An 18,723-nucleotide genomic window follows, 5' to 3' on the forward strand; every position below is an offset into this window, starting at 1 on the left:
GTCCTCACTTGTTCTCCGCTTTCAGCCCTTTTAAATATTCATACAGCGCATCCGTTTCAGCGTCCGAGAGCTTCGGATAAGTGCCTGTCATTTTATTGCCCGGTTTAATGCTGTCCGGATTTTTCAGCCAGGCTTTTATATTCTCTTTATTCGCATCCTTAATGCCGGCCACTTTGACCCGTTCACCGAAGGTAGCGAGGTTCGGAGCCGTTCTTGCCGCTTCAGCCCGTTTATCATTGGGCTCAACCGCATGACAGCTCAGGCAGTTTTTTTCCTTAAACAGCTCTTCTCCTTGTGCTGCTAAATCGGAATCTGTTGTATGCTTATAATTTTTCATCGCTTTCGTCCATTGTTTAAATTCTTTTGACGGCAGCGGTTTCACTTTGAAATCCATCAGCGCATGTGAAGGTCCGCACAGCTCCGCGCATTTACCGAAGAAATATTCTCCCGCTTCTTTGCTGCGTTTAGAATCGAAGGTCAGAAAGAAAGTGTTGTCATTATCCGTATTCGTATCGATTTTTCCCCCGGCTGACGGAATCCAGAAAGAGTGTTTCACATCTGAGGACTTCAGCTTGAAATAGACGCGTTCATCTGTGGGAACGATCAGCTCCTGACTTGTCACAAACCCGTAATCGGGATACTCGAATTCCCACCAGTATAAATTCGCCCTTACATTAATCACGAGCGCATCCTCTGCTTTACGGTTTTTCTTATCCATCGGCGACGTATCCGCCAGTGCCAATGTATCGATGACAACCGGAATGACAAGAATAATCAGAAGCAGGATCGGAATAACGGTCCAGGTGATTTCTAAAAAACGGTTCCCCTCCACCTGTTTCGGTATCGTGTCTTCCCCTATACGCGACCGTCTGAATCTCACAATGACGTAAAAGAAAATAACTGCTACGACCGCAACGACGACAACCATGATAAGTGTGCTGAGCACCGTCAGATCATATTGTTTATCAGCCACTTCGCCGGCAGGCTTGAGTGTGGACAGAAACGGTTTTCCACAGCCGCTCAATAAAAGCGGCACTAAGGCTAATAATGATAAAAGACGCCAACGCTTTAACATTTCACCCAACCCCTTTTTTGAATCAGTACGAGATGCACAAGCAGTAAATCTGCTTCCAGCCGAAATACTTCATTTCCTCATTTCTTAAAATATGAGATTTTTTACTTAAAATTCCATCTATGTATAAAAGCAAAGCCGCCTGATTAAACAAAAGGTCAAGGCGGCGTTTACTAGTTGTCATTGTTTGTTTTGGCGATCAAACAAGCTCATTATTCAATTAAAACAGCGTGAAGACCACCATCGCTACAAAATAAATGGTCATGTAGTTAAGCGAATAGACAAACATAAGGGTTGCCCACTTCATGATGTTTTTCATGCGGAATCCCATCAGTCCGAGAACAAGCCATCCGACATTCAGCAAAGTGCCGAGAATGACGATCGGAAGACCGAGACTGCCGAGGAAAAACGGAAGCGGCAGCAGGCATGCGACCCAGACGATAATCTGTCTTTTCGTCACTTCAAAGCCGTGCACTACCGGAAGCATCGGAATATTCGCTGCTCTGTAATCTTCCGTCTTTTTAATCGCAAGCGCTAAAAAGTGCGGAATCTGCCAGATGAATAAAATCATGAATAAAACCCACGCGACAACACCGATGTGCCCTTCAACCGCTGTCCAGCCGATTAACGGCGGCACGGCGCCTGATACACTTCCGACAACCGTATTAATCGTATAACGGCGTTTCGTCCACATTGTATAAAGAACAACGTACGTAAACACGCCGATAAAACCGATGACTGCTGCCATCACGGTGGTCATCAAAAGCATGATAAGTCCTAAAGCAATGAGTAAAATTCCTGACCACAGCGCTTGATTCGGCTGAATCTTTCCGGTTACCGTCGGTCTTACTTTCGTGCGTTCCATTAAATGATCAATATCACGGTCGTAATAGTTGTTAACCGCACAAGAACCGGCGATGATCAAAGAAGATCCTATTAATGTAAGAAGCACGGTGTTTAAATTGCCTAAAAAACTCAGACCGGATATATGTAACGCAAGCCACATGCCGGTAAAAGTCGTAATTAAATTCGAATTGACGATTCCTATTTTGATAAGCGAAAGGAAATCCTTCCATGCCGTCGTCTCTTCAATCTGTCCGTCTATAGCTGTATCGTTTAAAATTCTGGAATTAGCCATAACGTAAACCTCCCTTACAAACCTAAAGCAGGTTTTTTAAGACCTGCAACTCTATCATACAAGATAATGACCTGTAAAAAAACATCCTCTTAAATATTAAACGAGAAACAGGAATTTATTTGTGAACTTTTTATGAATTTTACCAAATCCGCCGGTTTCATAATAAAGCGGTTACTTTATTTCTATCAGACCCATCTGGAATAATCAACCCCATTATCTAAGAAGTCCTGATTCTATTATATTTTTGTGAACAAACAGAATTGAGAATTGCCACAAAACACATATTCGCTTACACTTGGTACGTATATCATTTTGTCCAGTTTGTTAAGAAGGTGAATGTAAAATGAATAAAGCTTTGAAAGCGCTCGGCGTGCTGACGACGTTCGTTATGCTCGTCGTGCTGATCGGCGGCGCTCTTGTCACAAAAACAGGATCGGGTCTCGGATGCGGAAGGCAGTGGCCGCTTTGCCACGGCCGGTTTTTCCCGGAGCTTAACGCCGCTTCTATCATTGAATGGAGCCACAGACTCGCAAGCGGTGTCTCAATCGTTCTCGTGCTGAGTCTCGCTTTTTGGGCATGGAGAAAAGTCACGCCTGTTTTCCGTGAAACAACCTTTCTCGCCATTATGTCCATTATCTTTTTATTTTTACAGGCGCTTCTCGGCGCATTAGCGGTTGTTTTCGGATCAAATGCGCTCGTTATGGCGCTTCATTTCGGCATATCGCTGATTTCTTTCGCTTCTGTTCTGATTTTGACGCTGCTCATATTTGAAGCTGATAAATCAGACAAAAAGCTCGTCAAGCCGCTCAGAATCGGCAGGAAAATGCAGTTTCATATGATCGGCCTTTCGATTTACACGTATATCGTCGTTTATACGGGGGCTTACGTCCGCCATACGAAATCAAGCCTTGCCTGCCCTGACGTTCCGCTTTGCAGCAGGCTGAACCACGGGTTTCCGTCTCATTTTCAGGAATGGGTGCAGATGGGCCACAGAACGGCAGCGCTGCTTCTGTTCGTATGGATTCTTGTCGCTTTTGCGCATGCGGTGCGCTCCTACAAAGACCAAAAACAGATTCTTGGGGGCTGGATAGCGGCTCTTGCCTTTGTTGTATTACAGGCGCTCTCCGGAATCATGGTTGTTTATTCAGAAATGGCCACCGGCTTTGCACTTGCCCATTCGCTCTTTATTGCCGGTCTGTTCGGCGTCTTATGCTATTTCTTATTATTAATCGCCCGCTTCCGCTATGAATCAAAACAGCGGAACGTCTGAGGCACATGAAAAGGCCGAAGCATCAGAGCTTCGGCCTTTTTACATATAAAAAACCTGATCGCACACGGGGCGGATCAGGTTTTTTATGTTTATTTTTTACGCTTTTTCAATTTCAATCAGTAAATCGCCTGTCTGAATCGGTTCACCGTTTTTCACATGAATCTGCTGTATTGTCCCGGAGAACGGCGCCTGTACCGTCGTCTCCATTTTCATCGCTTCATTAATCATCAGATGATCGCCTTTATTCACCTTTGCCCCGGTTTCCGTTAACAATTTAATAACCGTTCCCGGCATGGATGCCGCAATGTGGCTTGGGTTTGTCCGATCTGCTTTTAATTTTTCCTGTACGGACGATTTAATGCTTTCATCTTTAATGACCACTTCGCGCGGCTGGCCGTTCAATTCGAAATAAACGACACGTGTCGCATCTGGCTGCGGTTCACCGATAGATACAAGCTTCACGATCAGCGTTTTTCCGCGCTCGATTTCCACTTCGATTTCTTCACCGAGTGTCATGCCGTAGAAGAAAGTCGGTGTGTCCAATACGGAAATATCACCGAAGCGTTCAGCCGTTTTAACATATTCAGTAAATACTTTCGGATAAAGAGCATACGCGATTGCGTCCTGATCACTCAATTCCATCTGATGCGTTTCTTTCCATTCTTCTTTAATGCCTTCAAAAGATACCGGTTCAAGCAGCTCACCCGGTCTTACCGTGATCGGCGTCTGTCCTTTCAGAACGAGCTTTTGCAGTTTTTCCGGAAATCCGCCGTGCGGCTGACCGATCTGCCCTTTAAAGAGCTCAACGACTGAATCCGGAAAATCAAGCGTTTCGCCTTTATCATAAACATCTTGTTCTGTTAAATTGTTTTGCACCATGTAAAGCGCCATATCTCCGACGACTTTGGAGGAAGGTGTTACTTTCACGACGTCGCCGAACATGCGGTTGACGACGCTGTACATGTCTTTCACCTCATTCCAGCGATCGCCCAGGCCGACTCCTTTTGCCTGCTGCTGCAGATTGCTGTACTGGCCGCCCGGCATTTCATGATTATAAATCTCAGTATGCGGAGACTTCATCCCGCTTTCAAATTCACTGTAATATTGACGGACGGATTCCCAATATTGTGACAGTCTTTCCACCTGCCGGACATCCATTTCAGGACGGCGGCTGTTTCCTTCAAGCGCATGATAAAATCCGCTTGCGCTCGGCTGTGAAGTCAGACCCGCCATTGAGCTGACGGCGACATCCACGATGTCCACACCCGCTTCAACAGCTTTGGCATAGAGAAAGACGCCATTGCCGCTCGTATCATGCGTGTGAAGATGAACGGGAATATCAATCGTTTCCTTCAGCGCTGAGACAAGTTCGTATGCGGCTTGAGGTTTCAAAAGACCGGCCATGTCTTTAATGCCGAGAATGTGCGCACCAGACGCCTCAAGCTCTTTCGCCATAGAAAGATAATATTGCAAATCATATTTCGTCCGGGTCTTATCAAGAATATCTCCCGTGTAACAAATCGCAGCCTCCGCCACTTTTCCGGTTTCACGGACGGCATCGATGGCCAGCGTCATCCCTTTTACCCAGTTCAGGCTGTCAAAGATCCGGAATACGTCGATACCGGACTCCGCTGACTGCCGGACAAATTTTTGAATGACATTGTCGGGATAGTTTGTATAACCGACGGCATTTGATGAACGAAGGAGCATCTGGAACAATGTGTTCGGCACTTCCTTACGGAGATCTTCAAGGCGTTTCCAAGGGTCTTCTTTTAAGAAACGGTACGCTACATCAAATGTCGCGCCTCCCCACATTTCAAGGCTGAACAGTTCAGGCCACAGGGCAGCCGTAGGATTCGCGATTTTTTTCAAATCATTGGATCTGATCCGTGTTGCGAGCAGGGACTGATGGGCATCCCTGAACGTTGTATCGGTCAGGAGCACGGATTTTTGCTCTTTCACCCAGTCTGCAAGCCCCTCGGCGCCTCTTTCATCAAGGATCTGTTTCGTACCGCTTGCCGGCTTTTCCCCGATATCTAACGTAACGGTCTGAGGCTTATCAAATGCAGGTTTTTCTTTTTTCCCGATTCCCGGAAAACCGTTCACCGTGACATTGCCGATATAGGAAAGCATTTTTGTTCCGCGGTCCTTCTGTTTTGGGAAAACAAACAGCTCAGGCGTTGTGTCGATAAACGATGTGTCGTATTGGCCCGTCAGGAATTTTTCATGCTTTGCCACGTTTTCAAGAAACGGAATATTGGTCTTAATGCCCCTGATCCTGAATTCCTGCAGGTTGCGGACCATTTTCGCTGATGCCTGTTCAAACGTCAGCGCCCATGTCGACAGCTTGACGAGCAGTGAATCATAATAAGGCGTGATGACGGCGCCCTGGAAGCTGTTTCCCGTATCAAGGCGGACGCCGAAACCGCCGCCTGAGCGGTAAGCCATAATTTTACCCGTGTCAGGCATAAAGTCATTCAGCGGATCTTCAGTGGTCACACGTGATTGTATCGCATACCCGTTTGTAAAAATGTCTTTCTGCTCTGGGATATTGACAGCGCGGCTGTGCAGTCCGTGGCCCTGCGCGACGAGAATCTGCGTCTGAACGATATCAACCCCCGTTATCATTTCCGTAATCGTATGCTCCACTTGTACGCGCGGGTTCACTTCAATAAAGTAAAATTCACCGCCCGCTACGAGAAATTCCACGGTCCCCGCGTTGATATAGCCGACATTTTTCGCAAGCGCCACAGCCGCTTCACAGATTTCGTCCCTTAATTCAGGCTGCAAAGATACACTCGGCGCCACTTCAATGACCTTTTGATGGCGTCTCTGAACGGAACAGTCCCGCTCATACAGATGGACGACATTGCCTTCTTTATCTCCGATCACCTGAACTTCAATATGCTTAGGATTTTCGATCAGTTTTTCAACATACACTTCATCATTTCCGAATGCGGCTTTCGCTTCTGATTTGGCCCGCTCAAACGATTCTTTCAATTCGCTTTCGCTTCGGACGATTCTCATGCCGCGGCCTCCGCCTCCGAGCGATGCTTTAATAATAAACGGAAATCCGTGGACTTTTGCGAATTGTTCGACATCTTTTAATGTTTCAGCCGGTCCGTCACTCCCCGGAATAACGGGGATACCGGCTTTTTCCGCCTGCTCCCTCGCCTTTACCTTATCTCCGAACATATCCAAATGCGCTGACGTCGGTCCGATGAATACGATGCCCTCTTCTTCACAGCGTCTCGCAAATTGGATATTTTCAGAGAGAAATCCGTAGCCCGGATGAATGGCATCAACGCCGTTTCTTTTTGCGATCTCAATAATCCCTTCAATATCAAGATACGCGTCAATCGGTTTTTTGCCTTCCCCCACAAGATAAGCTTCATCCGCTTTATAGCGATGATAGGAGCCCGAGTCTTCTTTTGAATAAACGGCTACCGTTCTGATGTTCAATTCTGTGCACGCCCGGAAAATCCGGATCGCAATTTCTCCCCTGTTTGCTACTAACACTTTTTGGATGGATTGTTGTGACAAACTTTTCTCCCCCTTGGCCTAATAAATATGTAGTTTATAATAAAGGAATATCCGCCCTGTGTATACACTTGTTTTTTAGAGATACACAGATTTTTCCGTCTGCCGTCTTTTTACCCCCTTAGACGGAACAGGCTCCCTCTTTTTCTTCTTTTCTGAGTACTTGACATGCATGCTGACATTCACCAATATACCGGCGCTCGTTAATAACAAAAACATTGATGAGCCCCCGTAGCTGATAAACGGCAGCGGAACACCTGTGATCGGAATTAAACCGCTGACACCGCCGAGATTGATAAAGGTCTGAATCGCAATCATGCTGGATATCCCGATTGCCAAAAGGCTTCCGAACGGATCTTCACATTTTCTCGCAATATAAAAACCTTTTAACACCACAAAAGCCAGCAGCACAATGACAAACAGGACGCCGAAAATGCCGAGCTCCTCTGAAATAACCGCCATAATAAAGTCTGTATGCGATTCAGGCAGATAACCGTATTTTTGAATGCTTTCTCCAAGACCGAGACCGAAAAAACCGCCTGAGCCGATCGCATAATACGAATTTATAATCTGCAGACCTGATGTGCTGGCGTATTTAAATGGATTTTCAAGGCTTTCAAACCGGCTCATACGCCCGGGTGTCAAAATATCGTCCCATTTCAGATAAATGATCGGGCTGACAAGGAGTAATACGATTCCCGCCATGAGAACCAGCCTGAGCAGGGTCCTTCCGCTGAATCCCGAACACATAATGACGCAAAACGCGATCAGACCGATAATCATCGCCGTTCCGAAGTCGGGCTGAATAGCGATAAGCGCACAAATGACTACGGTGACGATCACCGGCGGCGCAACCCCCGTCAAAAGCTGATCGATGTAGCTTTGTTTCTTTGCGTACACCGCGGCAAGATACAGTATCAGGGTCAGCTTGACAAATTCCCCCGGCTGAATGGCCATTCCGCCGATTTTAAACCAGCTTTGCGCATTTCCGGCAACATGTCCGAAAACAAACAGCGCGCAAAGCGCAGCCACTGACGCAAGCAGTATGATTTTCTGAATCTTTTGATGGGCGAACACTTTGTACGGAAAAACGGCCGCGATAATAAACAGCACAAACCCCGCGATGACGGCGAACAGCTGCCGTTTAAAGAAATAGTCGCTGCTCACGCCGTAACGCATAACGGCGGTAATCATGCTTGAGCTGTATACCATTACCAATCCGAAACTGCACAGCAGAATGATAGCGCATATCAATGAATAATCGTAAGATTTTAACATTCTTTTAAACATAACATCCTCTTTCCTGCTTAAAGCTTACGTTTAATACCTATTGCGTATTATATTTTACTATAATTCATAAACAATTTACGCAGTTTCTTTATAGTTTTTCGGATGAAATGCAGATTAAGAGACCGTCTTACGAAAAGAAGATGCAAAAAAACGGTTTACGGTTATAAAAAAACCCAAACCGTTGAATAGTTTGAGTTTGATCATTTATTTTCCTGTAAACGCGTCATGCAAAGCAGACAGTTCTCTTTCAAGTCTGTCCAGCAGCTCTTTGCCGTCGTTTTCGTCAACTAATCCCAGGCGGACAGCAAAATCGATTTCCCTCGACAGTCCGAACATCTGAGTATCCAAGACCTCTTCATACAGAGGACATTGAGGCATCGTTAAGTTATCCATTTGTACTCGGATCAGCTTCAAAATCTTCTCAGCATCTAACTTCAACAGCTCGAATGCTTTCTGCTGATGGTCAACTATAATCTCTGAAGCCAAAAGTATCCCTCCGTTCCCCAGGCGAGTACCTAATTCTTCTATTTATCATAAAGGGTATCAGATGAAATTGCAAGAGGATTTAAGCAGATGTTATGATAAAAAATGTTTCAAAAAATACTCAGCCTGTATTTCTCAGACATGATTTCCAAAAGCTTCACACCCGCGATGCTGTTGCCTTTTTCATCAAGCGCCGGGCCGAATATACCGATTCCGAAGTTGTACGGCGAAATGCCCATGATTCCTCCCGAAACGCCGCTTTTAGCGGGAATGCCGACCTTGATTGCGAATTCCCCGCTCGCATTGTACATGCCGCATGTCACCATAAACGTCTTGCAGATTCTCGCCACATCTTTTTTAATGACCTGCTCCCCGGTTTCCGGATGCTTGCCGTCAAGGGCGAATACACAGCCGATTTTGGCTAAATCCAGACTGCTCATCTTAATCGCGCACTGTTTTGTATACAAATCCATGACCTCTTCAACATCGCCTTTAAAAATGTCATACTGCTTCATGTAATAACACATGGCCCGATTAATCATGGAAGATTTGAATTCCGATTCCGCGACATGTCTGCAATATGTAATGTCCTGATTGTTCGCAAGTCTTCTGATGAATCCGAGCAGGTAATCCAGGCGGTCTTTCGGCGAATGCCCTTTAATTAAACCCGTAACGATGAGAGCTCCCGCATTAATCATCGGATTTAAAGGCTTGCCCGGATTCACTGTTTCAAGCTTAATCATGGAATTAAACGGGTCGCCGGTCGGCTCCTGACCCACGCAGCTGAACACCTTTTCCTTTCCGTAATCCATCAGTACGAGCGCCAGAGAAAGCACTTTCGAAATGCTCTGCAGCGTAAATGTCCGGTCGGCGTCTCCTGCCGTCAGACATGTATTTTCCGCATGATAAATCGTGACCGAAAGGCTGTTTTGTTCAGATTCAGCCAGAGCCGGAATATAGTCTGCCACTTTGCCTTCTCCGGTTCTTTTTTTCGCTTCCTGAACTAATGCGTCCAGCTCTTGGTAATGCCGGCATACCATGTCGATCATCCTCACTTCGCTGCCGTTGTATACATCTAATTTGCGACGCAAAGTGACAATTCATGCGAAAACTTTTATACTTTAAGTAAAGGGGGGCTTCAACATGAGCGTTATTCAAGTAAAAGGCAATGTTACATACCCGATTACAATTGATCCGAGTGTCTGGATTTTCGATGACCGCAAATTTCCGTTTGAAAACAATCAGCCTGTTCATCCGGACGGCTCTGCAGAAACCCAGGAGCATACGCTTGATCCTGAACGGGTGATCAGAGAAGGGCGCATTTCGCCGCCGACTTTAAAGAGCGAAAAACGTTATGAAAAAGAAAGACTGATGAACGGCAGCTTCGCCATGAAGCTCGGCGCTGTTTTAGCAAATGCCGAGCCGAAAGAAAGCGCTGTCCTGTGCGCATTTATTTCAAAATCAGAAAGAACCGAAGTGCCGCTCGAAAAGGCGATGGACGCAATCGCGCATTTCAGCGATGCGGGGAAACCGCTTCAAGACGGCGGTCCGGTCCATTTTTACGTGGACGGAGACTTTGAAAAACCGATAATGGGCGTCACAGAAATCGAAGTTTTATAACAAATCGGCGGCAAGCTGTGCAAGGCCGGATCTCTCACCTTTCACAAGCTTCACGCTGCCGGAGACGGTTTGTCCTTTAAACCGCTCTACAACATAAGCAAGTCCGTTGTTTAAACTGTCTAAGTATGGGTGATCTATTTGCTCCGGATCGCCCATCAGGACAATTTTGCTGCCCTCTCCCACCCTTGTCAAAAGCGTTTTGACCTCGTGCCTCGTCAGATTCTGAGCCTCATCAATAATAATAAACTGATCCGGAATGCTTCTTCCCCGAATGTATGTCAGCGCCTCCACCTGAATCGATCCGATTCCTGCCAAAATCGCTTCAAGTTCACCCGGCTTTTTCGCATTGAATAAAAATTCAAGATTATCAAAGATCGGCTGCATCCACGGCTTGAGCTTTTCCTCTTTTTCGCCCGGCAAATATCCGATATCCTTTCCCACCGGGACGATGGGACGCGCGACGATCAGCTTTTTATAAATACCGAGATCCTCCGTCTGCAGAAGCCCTGCCGCGAGAGCAAGCAAGGTTTTTCCCGTTCCCGCTTTTCCGATCAGGGTGACAAGCGGGATATCTTCCCTCAGCAGGAGTTCGAGCGCCATTGTCTGCTGGACGTTCTTCGGCCTGATCCCCCATACGTGCTCATCATCGAAAACGAGTCTTTTGACGGTCTCTCCTTTCTTATCCGCCATGCCGACCGCAGACGAAGATCCTCCTAATTCATCTTTCATCAGCACAAATTGATTCGGATAAACCTGATGCTGCTGAAGCTCCTTGACTGGAATTTGTTTGTTTTTATAAAACGAGGCAAACCGCTCTTTATTCATAAATATATCTTTGTACCCGCTATATATTTCATCATGGTCAACGACTCTGTCGTTTAAAAAGTCCTCCGCCAAAAGCCCGATGGCATCCGCCTTTACCCTGACAAGCACATCTTTGCTGACCAGGATGACGAGGCGGCCGTTTTCTTTCGTTTCCTCCTCAAGGCTTAAATTTTTTGCCACCGCCAAAATGCGGTTATCATTCGTTTTTTCGATAAAAATTTCTTGGAGCTGATGAAATGACCGGTGGTTCAGTTCAATTCTGAGCGTTCCTCCGCTTTCAAGCGGAACTTTCTCGTGCAGCCTTCCTTTCTCCCTGAGCCCGTCTATCAGCTTAGATACGTGCCTCGCATTTCTCCCGACCTCGTCCATATACCGCTTTTTTGAATCGACCTCTTCCAGCACGACGGCGGGGATGACAACTTCGTTTTCTTCAAAGGAAAAAATGGCGTTAGGATCCTGCAAAAGTACATTCGTATCTAACACATAAATTTTACTCAAGTCTCAGCCTCCTGAAATAAGGATCAAAGCCCATCGTGTGCTTCTCTTTCCGCGAAAAACGGGGATGCCTGCTAAAATATATGATTTGGTGAATAAAGATAGAAGGTTAATTCAACAATAAAATAAATGAAAGCATTCAAGGAGGGAATCTGACGTGCGAATTCTTTTCATTATCATACAAGCCTTGTTTATCCTGACCGGCTGCACTGCTGTACAGGACGGCCGCGGCCGCAATATCCAGAACGAATCAACCGATCAGCGTGATGCAAAACCGATTCATGTGAAAAATACGGCTCCTGAGACAGCTGAAAATCCCGGCCGGACAGACATCGCTAAGCATCTCGTCGAGGTAACCGAAAAAATCCCCGGCATTTCAGATGCCACCGCGGTTGTACTCGGAAGATACTCCGTTGTCGGAATCGATGTGGATGACAATTTAGAAAGAAGCAAGGTGGAGAGCATTAAATACACGGTTGCCCAGGCGTTAAAAAACGATCCTTACGGCGCCAATGCCGTTGTCGTGGCTGATCCTGATACGGTTTCCCGTCTGAGAGGCATGGGCAGCGACATTAAAGCCGGCCGCCCCGTTTCAGGCATTTTGGACGAACTTGCCGCCATCGTCGGTCGTGTCATGCCGGAAGTCCCGAATGATGTGACCGACAATGAAAAAGAATCACCGACTCAATCGAATGATGATCAGCTGAACCAAAGAGACCAGAACAAGCTGCAGAACGAACAGAACGATCAATCGGATCATCATATGAAAAACCGCCAGTAAAAAGCAGCGCCCGCTCCAAAAGAAGGGCGCTGCTTTCTTTCCCTTTGGCAGGAGGGGCATCCATGATATAATGCTTGTCATAGTGAAAGAGGTGAAAATCAATGAGAGTAAAATGTTCCATTTGCGACAAAATCGAACAAATTGATGATGAAACACTGACAGCCAAACGCCTCCGCAATCGTCCGATTCATACATATATGTGCCGGGAATGCCATGACCGAATCAAAATCAAAACGGAGGCGCGGCTGAATACCGGACACTTTTCCTTTCATCCTGGACAAAAAGCGAAAAAAGATAAACTGAAAAAATAAACCGAATAAAAAATGACCCGCCGGAAGGCAAGGTCATTTTTTTATTGCGGTTTAGCTGACTGGCTTTTTTTGGACTGGTGCAGACGGATTTTGTAAATGATCAAAATCAAGGCGGCAACAACAAGCCCTTCTCCGACCGGCAAAAACACACCGAAAAAAGTCAGCACGGTGCAGCCGAGCACGAGAAAGAGATAAACTGCCGCAGCCTTCAAAACCGGCAGCCGTTTGGCAAAGCCGAGTTTAAATACAATCACCGAAAGCACGACGATCGTTCCGTATAACAGCCACATTCCCGCCAGCGGATGCTCATCCACTTGGTAAAGAGCCGCAAAGAACGACAGCCGTTCACTTACTTCATTCAAAAAGATCCCCCTCCCCTTTTCCGTTCGGGTTCTACCTTTTCAAATTCTGCAAGTGATTAAGACATTCCTGCTGTTTTTTTCTTTTTCGCCGCTTTTTCACGTTCGTTTTTATTCAGGATTTTCTTTCTTAAACGGATGGATTCCGGCGTTACTTCGCAGTATTCATCCTCGTTTAAGTACTCGAGTGATTCTTCAAGCGACATAATGCGCGCTTTCTTAATCGTAGTCGTTTGATCCTTCGTAGCGGAACGTACGTTTGTCTGCTGTTTCATTTTGCTGACATTGACAACAAGGTCATTGTCACGGTTATGTTCGCCGACAATCATGCCTTCATACACTTCTGTTCCGGGCTCAACGAAGATGACGCCGCGGTCTTCAATACCTTGAATTCCGTAAGATGTCGCTTTTCCGTTTTCCATGGAAACGAGCACACCCTGACGTCGGCCTCCGACTTGGCCTTTTTGCATCGGCTGATAGCTGTCAAACGTGTGGTTCAGGATACCGAAACCGCGTGTCAGTGACAGAAACTCAGTAGAATAGCCGATGAGTCCGCGTGAAGGTACGGTAAAGATCAGGCGGACCTGGCCGTTTCCGTTATTAATCATATCAAGCATTTCGCCTTTTCTCGCACCCATTGATTCCATAACAGAACCGGTATGCTCTTCAGGCACGTCAATCTGCACGCGCTCAACAGGCTCGCAGCTGACGCCGTCAATTTCCTTAATGATAACTTCAGGTTTAGACACTTGAAGCTCATAGCCTTCACGGCGCATGTTTTCAATTAAAATGGACAGGTGAAGCTCACCGCGTCCTGAAACAACCCATGCGTCTGGTGATGCAGTCGGTTCGACACGAAGACTGACGTCAGTTTGAAGCTGCGCATTCAGACGCTCTTCAATTTTGCGGGCTGTGACATATTTGCCTTCACGGCCTGCAAACGGGCTGTTGTTTACGACAAATGTCATTTGAAGCGTAGGCTCATCAATGCGCAGAACCGGCAGCGGCTCATGGTGGTCAGCCGGACAAACCGTTTCACCGACGTTGATGTCTTCCATGCCCGAAACGGCAACAAGGTCTCCCGCTCTCGCTTCTTCAATTTCCACGCGTTTCAATCCTTGGAAACCGAAGATTTTCGTTACACGGAATGATTTAACCGTTCCGTCAAGTTTCATCAATGAAACCTGCTGACCCACTTTCATCGTGCCGCGGAAAACGCGTCCGATACCGATACGGCCGACATAATCATTGTAATCAAGCAGCGCCACTTGGAATTGAAGAGGCTCTTCGGCGTTATCTACCGGGGCAGGGACATGTTCAAGAATCGTTTCATACAGTGATTCCATGTTTTCGTCCTGCTTTTTCGGATCCAGACTTGCCGTTCCGTTAATCGCAGAAGCGTAGACGACAGGGAACTCAAGCTGTTCTTCGTTTGCGTCAAGCTCGATGAACAAATCAAGCACTTCATCAATGACTTCTTCCGGGCGGGCGAAATCACGGTCGATTTTGTTTACGACGACAACCGGATTTAAGTTCTGCTCAAGGGCTTTTTTCAGTACGAAACGGGTTTGCGGCATGCAGCCTTCATATGCGTCAACGACTAACAGAACGCCGTCAACCATTTTCATAATCCGTTCTACCTCTCCGCCGAAGTCGGCGTGTCCCGGAGTGTCCAAAATATTAATGCGTGTATCTTTATAGTTAATCGCAGTATTTTTCGCAAGAATTGTAATACCGCGTTCACGTTCAAGATCGTTTGAATCCATTGCGCGTTCGGCAATATTTTCGTTGGCACGGAATGTTCCGGCTTGGTGAAGCAATTGGTCTACCAAAGTCGTTTTCCCATGGTCAACGTGGGCAATAATCGCGATGTTGCGAAGATCGTTTCGAAGTTTCACATTTTCATCTCCTAAAAAAATTAGATAACTTTCATATTATACCACACATCCTCTTTAAAAGCGTTACGTTTTTCTGTAAACTGAAAGTATGACGTTAAAGGGGATGGAAATATGAAAAAATTGAATTGGCTCTTATTATTATTTGCATTCGCAGCAGTCTTCAGCATGATGCTGATCGGCGTATCAATCGCTGAGAAAAGCGCATGGGGCATCATCGGAAGCATTGTTCTCGTTATCGCCATGATGGGAAGCGGTTTCACCGTAAAGAAAAAAATGCGCGAACAGGGACTGCTTGATTAAAAGCATGACCCTTTGCAAAATTCCGTAAACATGGAAAGACAATATCTTATGAAGCCTGAATCAAAGATTCAGGCTTTTTTACCTCCTCAAAAACAGACTCCAGATGTAAGGCTTATCTCCCCCGCCGTCTAGTCAGGAAGCCGGGAATGACGGCCCCCATTCTAGTTACATCAGCAGATTCCCTCAGAATATACAGTCTGAAATAGTCCGGCATCGTTATGCAGAAAATACCATACCTCCTATATCAATTCCATCATTGTCTTTTTATACTTGTGACTGTAAGCAAATACACATGACAAGGAGAGAATGAAATGAAAACATCTTTTTTGAAGAAAACCGCTGTAACTGCCGCTGCAACCGCCTCAGCCGCCTTGCTTGCATTCAGTCCGCTTGATTCTGCCGGCGCAAAAACGATTCAGGCAAATGAACCGCATGCCCTGCAGGCTTCCGCAGAGAAAACACCGGAAGACACGGCAAAACTCATTGACATCATCAGCCAATCGATTTACGAAAAAGACGGCGTCTATTATTTTGACGGTGAAAAAGCGGTTGAATTGGGATTAGATAAAGAAGCCGCACAGACCATTCAAAAGCTGTGGGACAGTTCAACCGAATTTTTAACCGTTCTTTCTCAATGTATTGAGAAAACGGACGGCGAATATACATTTAATAAAGAAAAAGCGGTGGAGCTCGGATTTACGGAAAAAGAGGCCCTTATCGTTGATCAGCTGTTCACCGCTTTTTCCCAAAGTCTTCATATCCTTCAATCTGCGCTGATTGAAGAAGACGGTGTGTATACGTTTGATCAGGACCTTGCTGAAAAAGCAGGAGCAGGAAAAAAAGAAGCAAAGCTGTGTGCCGGATTCTTTAATTCACTGCCTCAGGACTTGCTTGAAGGCATTTATACAGCCTTTCATCCGGCTGAGTAAACGGATAAAACGCCCGGTCATGTCATGCAGCCGGGCGTTTTTTTAAATCAGCAGTTTAAAGATCAGCATGATAAAGAAAACAGCGCCGAACAAACAGGCTGCTTTTATCAGCAGCTTCCCGTAATACCGTTCCTTAAACCGCCTTTCTTCTTCTGCATAACAGGCGGGCTCCTTCATCTCGGGGCTGCCGAGGTCAAGCGGCTCCTTCATCATATGATATAAACTTTCGCACTTACCGCATGATTCAAGGTGGCGGGAAATAAACCGCTCCGTTTCTGTTTCACAATCGCCTTCAATATATAAAGGGAGTAAATCTCTCACTAAACAGCAAGTCATATCTGTCCGTCCTTCCTTTTTTCCGCCAAGTGCTGTTTCAGCTGCATTCTCGCCCTGTACAGAGTGCTCTTCACCTTCGAAAGACTCCAGTCCAAAACATCAGCAATCTCTTCGTAAGACAGCTCTTGAAATATCTGTCGAAATGCTGAATAAAATGACTGAAAATCTCTGACATCTGAAACAATCCTTTTCGTTTATTAAGGCCTCACCTGTTTAGACAAACGGCTATAAAAAAAGTTTTACAGATCGGAACATTTTTCCTCTATCATTTCTCCCGACTTCATTTGTCATTTTTTTCAGAATAAATCGCATCATTCGACTCATGTTTGATTCAACACGTGCCTCTCGGCTTATCCCCTGACGCTGCCCGCCTGAAGCCTTTACGGGACGATTCTATCAATTCATCAGCGAAGTCTAGTTTTATATTGCAGAATGAGAGAATGCTGGTTTATTATAACAATATAAGTTTTCATTATTTTCAAAAAGGGGGATTTATTGTGGGTTTAGGTAAGAAATTGTCTGTTGCTGTCGCCGCTTCCTTTATGAGTTTAACCATCAGTCTTCCGGGTGTTCAGGCCGCTGAGAATCCTCAGCTTAAAGAAAACCTGACGAACTTTGTGCCGAAGCATTCTTTGGTGCAATCTGAATTGCCTTCAGTCAGTGACAAAGCAATCAAGCAATACTTGAAACAAAACGGCAAAGTCTTCAAAGGCAACCCTTCTGAGAGACTGAAGCTGATTGACCACACGACCGATGATCTCGGCTACAAGCACTTCCGTTATGTGCCTGTCGTTAACGGTGTGCCTGTGAAAGACTCGCAAGTCATTATTCACGTCGATAAATCCAACAATGTCTATGCGATTAACGGTGAATTAAACAACGATGCTTCTGCCAAAACGGCAAACAGCAAAAAATTATCTGCAAATCAGGCGCTGGATCATGCTTTTAAAGCAATCGGCAAATCACCTGAAGCCGTCTCTAACGGCAACGTTGCAAACAAAAACAAAGCCGAGCTGAAAGCAGCGGCCACAAAAGACGGTAAATACCGACTCGCCTATGATGTAACCATCCGCTACATCGAACCGGAACCAGCTAACTGGGAAGTAACCGTTGATGCGGAAACAGGGAAAGTCCTGAAAAAGCAAAACAAAGTGGAGCATGCCGCTGCAACCGGAACAGGTACGACTCTTAAAGGAAAAACGGTCTCATTAAATATTTCTTCTGAAAACGGCAAATATGTAATGCGTGATCTTTCGAAGCCTACCGGAACACAAATTATTACGTACGATCTGCAAAACCGACAATATAACCTGCCGGGCACGCTCGTATCAAGCACTACAAACCAGTTCACAACTTCTTCTCAGCGCGCTGCGGTTGATGCGCATTACAATCTCGGCAAAGTGTATGATTATTTCTATCAGACGTTTAAACGCAACAGCTACGACAATAGAGGCGGCAAAATCGTATCTTCCGTTCATTACGGCAGCAGATACAATAACGCGGCCTGGATCGGCGACCAAATGATTTACGGTGACGGTGACGGCTCATTCTTCTCGCCTCTTTCCGGTTCAATGGACGTAACGGCCCATGAAATGACACACGGCGTTACACAGGAAACAGCCAACCTGAACTATGAAAATCAGCCGGGCGCTTTAAACGAATCCTTCTCCGATGTATTCGGGTACTTCACCGATACTGAGGACTGGGATATCGGTGAGGATATTACGGTCAGCCAGCCGGCTCTCCGCAGCTTATCCAATCCGACAAAATACGGACAGCCCGACCATTACAAAAATTATCAAAACCTTCCGAACACTGATGCCGGCGACTACGGCGGCGTGCATACAAACAGCGGAATTCCGAACAAAGCCGCTTACAACACGATTACAAAAATCGGAGTGAAAAAAGCGGAGCAGATTTACTATCGCGCACTGACGGTATATCTCACTCCGTCATCAAGCTTTAAAGATGCAAAAGCAGCTTTGATTCAATCAGCGCGGGACCTTTACGGCTCTCAAGACGCTGCAAGCGTAGAAGCGGCCTGGAATGCGGTCGGCTTGTAAACAAGAAAAGAGA

The 18,723-nt window shown here is 46.1% G+C and carries 17 protein-coding genes and 1 pseudogene; 7 read left to right on the forward strand and 11 right to left on the reverse strand.

Annotation, left to right across the window (positions count from 1 at the left end; all coding sequences use genetic code 11):
• Positions 1-4 precede the first annotated feature (4 nt).
• Both coxB and cyoE read right to left on the reverse strand, forming a co-directional pair.
• Complete coding sequence (gene coxB / locus AC2CGA_RS03555; RefSeq protein WP_024085270.1) at positions 5-1,075, reverse strand: cytochrome c oxidase subunit II; 1,071 nt, start codon at positions 1,073-1,075, stop codon at positions 5-7.
• A gap of 217 nt (positions 1,076-1,292) precedes the next feature.
• Positions 1,293-2,210: a heme o synthase gene (gene cyoE / locus AC2CGA_RS03560; protein WP_003154486.1), complete on the reverse strand. Its 918-nt coding sequence runs from the start codon at positions 2,208-2,210 to the stop codon at positions 1,293-1,295.
• A gap of 343 nt (positions 2,211-2,553) precedes the next feature.
• Between cyoE and ctaA the strand changes: the two genes are divergently transcribed.
• Positions 2,554-3,480 (forward strand): heme A synthase CtaA, encoded by a 927-nt coding sequence (gene ctaA / locus AC2CGA_RS03565; protein WP_015388279.1) that lies wholly within the window; start codon positions 2,554-2,556, stop codon positions 3,478-3,480.
• Positions 3,481-3,576: 96 nt separating this feature from the next.
• Here ctaA and pyc read toward each other — a convergent pair whose 3' ends face one another.
• From pyc to glsA, 4 genes are all read right to left on the reverse strand, one after another.
• Positions 3,577-7,023, reverse strand: a complete 3,447-nt coding sequence (pyc, locus tag AC2CGA_RS03570) for a pyruvate carboxylase (RefSeq protein ID WP_025851411.1) — start codon at positions 7,021-7,023, stop codon at positions 3,577-3,579.
• Positions 7,024-7,098: 75 nt separating this feature from the next.
• On the reverse strand, positions 7,099-8,310 hold the full coding sequence (locus tag AC2CGA_RS03575; RefSeq protein ID WP_003154492.1) for an FtsW/RodA/SpoVE family cell cycle protein: 1,212 nt from the start codon (positions 8,308-8,310) through the stop codon (positions 7,099-7,101).
• Between the two features lie 204 nt (positions 8,311-8,514).
• Positions 8,515-8,796 (reverse strand): Fpa/YlaN family protein, encoded by a 282-nt coding sequence (locus AC2CGA_RS03580; protein WP_003154494.1) that lies wholly within the window; start codon positions 8,794-8,796, stop codon positions 8,515-8,517.
• Positions 8,797-8,903: 107 nt separating this feature from the next.
• Complete coding sequence (gene glsA / locus AC2CGA_RS03585) at positions 8,904-9,833, reverse strand: glutaminase A (protein WP_484480149.1); 930 nt, start codon at positions 9,831-9,833, stop codon at positions 8,904-8,906.
• Positions 9,834-9,936: 103 nt separating this feature from the next.
• Between glsA and AC2CGA_RS03590 the strand changes: the two genes are divergently transcribed.
• On the forward strand, positions 9,937-10,413 hold the full coding sequence (locus AC2CGA_RS03590; RefSeq protein WP_025851416.1) for a hypothetical protein: 477 nt from the start codon (positions 9,937-9,939) through the stop codon (positions 10,411-10,413).
• Here AC2CGA_RS03590 and AC2CGA_RS03595 read toward each other — a convergent pair.
• On the reverse strand, positions 10,408-11,736 hold the full coding sequence (locus tag AC2CGA_RS03595) for a PhoH family protein (protein ID WP_003154497.1): 1,329 nt from the start codon (positions 11,734-11,736) through the stop codon (positions 10,408-10,410). The two genes, AC2CGA_RS03590 and AC2CGA_RS03595, sit on opposite strands and share 6 nt — an antisense overlap.
• A gap of 154 nt (positions 11,737-11,890) precedes the next feature.
• Between AC2CGA_RS03595 and AC2CGA_RS03600 the strand changes: the two genes are divergently transcribed.
• Positions 11,891-12,514 (forward strand): YhcN/YlaJ family sporulation lipoprotein, encoded by a 624-nt coding sequence (locus tag AC2CGA_RS03600; RefSeq protein WP_003154498.1) that lies wholly within the window; start codon positions 11,891-11,893, stop codon positions 12,512-12,514.
• Positions 12,515-12,615: 101 nt separating this feature from the next.
• The gene (locus AC2CGA_RS03605; protein ID WP_003154499.1) at positions 12,616-12,825 is read left to right on the forward strand and encodes a YlaI family protein; all 210 of its coding nucleotides are present in this window, start codon (positions 12,616-12,618) and stop codon (positions 12,823-12,825) included.
• Between the two features lie 41 nt (positions 12,826-12,866).
• On the opposite strand, the gene AC2CGA_RS03610 is transcribed toward AC2CGA_RS03605, so the two are convergent.
• Positions 12,867-13,187: a YlaH-like family protein gene (locus AC2CGA_RS03610; RefSeq protein WP_014304952.1), complete on the reverse strand. Its 321-nt coding sequence runs from the start codon at positions 13,185-13,187 to the stop codon at positions 12,867-12,869.
• A 56-nt stretch (positions 13,188-13,243) separates the two neighbouring features.
• A complete protein-coding gene (typA, locus tag AC2CGA_RS03615; protein WP_003154502.1) occupies positions 13,244-15,082 on the reverse strand; it encodes a translational GTPase TypA in 1,839 nt (612 codons plus the stop codon).
• 111 nt (positions 15,083-15,193) lie between these two features.
• Here typA and AC2CGA_RS03620 point away from each other — a divergent pair, with 111 nt between their 5' ends.
• Together AC2CGA_RS03620 and AC2CGA_RS03625 are read left to right on the forward strand one after the other, a co-directional pair.
• Positions 15,194-15,382, forward strand: coding sequence for a YlaF family protein (locus tag AC2CGA_RS03620; RefSeq protein WP_003154504.1), 189 nt, complete (start codon positions 15,194-15,196; stop codon positions 15,380-15,382).
• Between the two features lie 311 nt (positions 15,383-15,693).
• The gene (locus tag AC2CGA_RS03625; RefSeq protein WP_003154506.1) at positions 15,694-16,311 is read left to right on the forward strand and encodes a hypothetical protein; all 618 of its coding nucleotides are present in this window, start codon (positions 15,694-15,696) and stop codon (positions 16,309-16,311) included.
• A gap of 42 nt (positions 16,312-16,353) precedes the next feature.
• Here the strand turns inward: AC2CGA_RS03625 and AC2CGA_RS03630 are convergent, their stop codons facing one another.
• Positions 16,354-16,647, reverse strand: coding sequence for an anti-sigma factor family protein (locus AC2CGA_RS03630; protein WP_003154508.1), 294 nt, complete (start codon positions 16,645-16,647; stop codon positions 16,354-16,356).
• A pseudogene (locus AC2CGA_RS03635) lies at positions 16,644-16,778 on the reverse strand (RNA polymerase sigma factor); the annotation flags it as partial. The pseudogene AC2CGA_RS03635 and the gene AC2CGA_RS03630, both read right to left, overlap by 4 nt.
• 366 nt (positions 16,779-17,144) lie before the next feature.
• Here AC2CGA_RS03635 and AC2CGA_RS03640 point away from each other — a divergent pair.
• Positions 17,145-18,710, forward strand: coding sequence for a M4 family metallopeptidase (locus AC2CGA_RS03640; RefSeq protein ID WP_003154510.1), 1,566 nt, complete (start codon positions 17,145-17,147; stop codon positions 18,708-18,710).
• Positions 18,711-18,723 lie beyond the last annotated feature (13 nt).

The sequence above is a fragment of the Bacillus sp. SYZHCR11 genome (genome assembly GCF_057196865.1).

What these genes read in the sequence shown, in the direction of transcription:
- AC2CGA_RS03590 (WP_025851416.1), top strand. Translation starts at nt 9,937, where the DNA reads ATGAGCGTTATTCAAGTAAAAGGCAATGTTACATACCCGATTACAATT.
- AC2CGA_RS03630 (WP_003154508.1), bottom strand. Translation starts at nt 16,647, where the DNA reads ATGACTTGCTGTTTAGTGAGAGATTTACTCCCTTTATATATTGAAGGC.
- AC2CGA_RS03575 (WP_003154492.1), bottom strand. Translation starts at nt 8,310, where the DNA reads ATGTTTAAAAGAATGTTAAAATCTTACGATTATTCATTGATATGCGCT.
- AC2CGA_RS03605 (WP_003154499.1), top strand. Translation starts at nt 12,616, where the DNA reads ATGAGAGTAAAATGTTCCATTTGCGACAAAATCGAACAAATTGATGAT.
- glsA (WP_484480149.1), bottom strand. Translation starts at nt 9,833, where the DNA reads ATGGTATGCCGGCATTACCAAGAGCTGGACGCATTAGTTCAGGAAGCG.
- AC2CGA_RS03625 (WP_003154506.1), top strand. Translation starts at nt 15,694, where the DNA reads ATGAAAACATCTTTTTTGAAGAAAACCGCTGTAACTGCCGCTGCAACC.
- cyoE (WP_003154486.1), bottom strand. Translation starts at nt 2,210, where the DNA reads ATGGCTAATTCCAGAATTTTAAACGATACAGCTATAGACGGACAGATT.
- coxB (WP_024085270.1), bottom strand. Translation starts at nt 1,075, where the DNA reads ATGTTAAAGCGTTGGCGTCTTTTATCATTATTAGCCTTAGTGCCGCTT.
- AC2CGA_RS03620 (WP_003154504.1), top strand. Translation starts at nt 15,194, where the DNA reads ATGAAAAAATTGAATTGGCTCTTATTATTATTTGCATTCGCAGCAGTC.
- ctaA (WP_015388279.1), top strand. Translation starts at nt 2,554, where the DNA reads ATGAATAAAGCTTTGAAAGCGCTCGGCGTGCTGACGACGTTCGTTATG.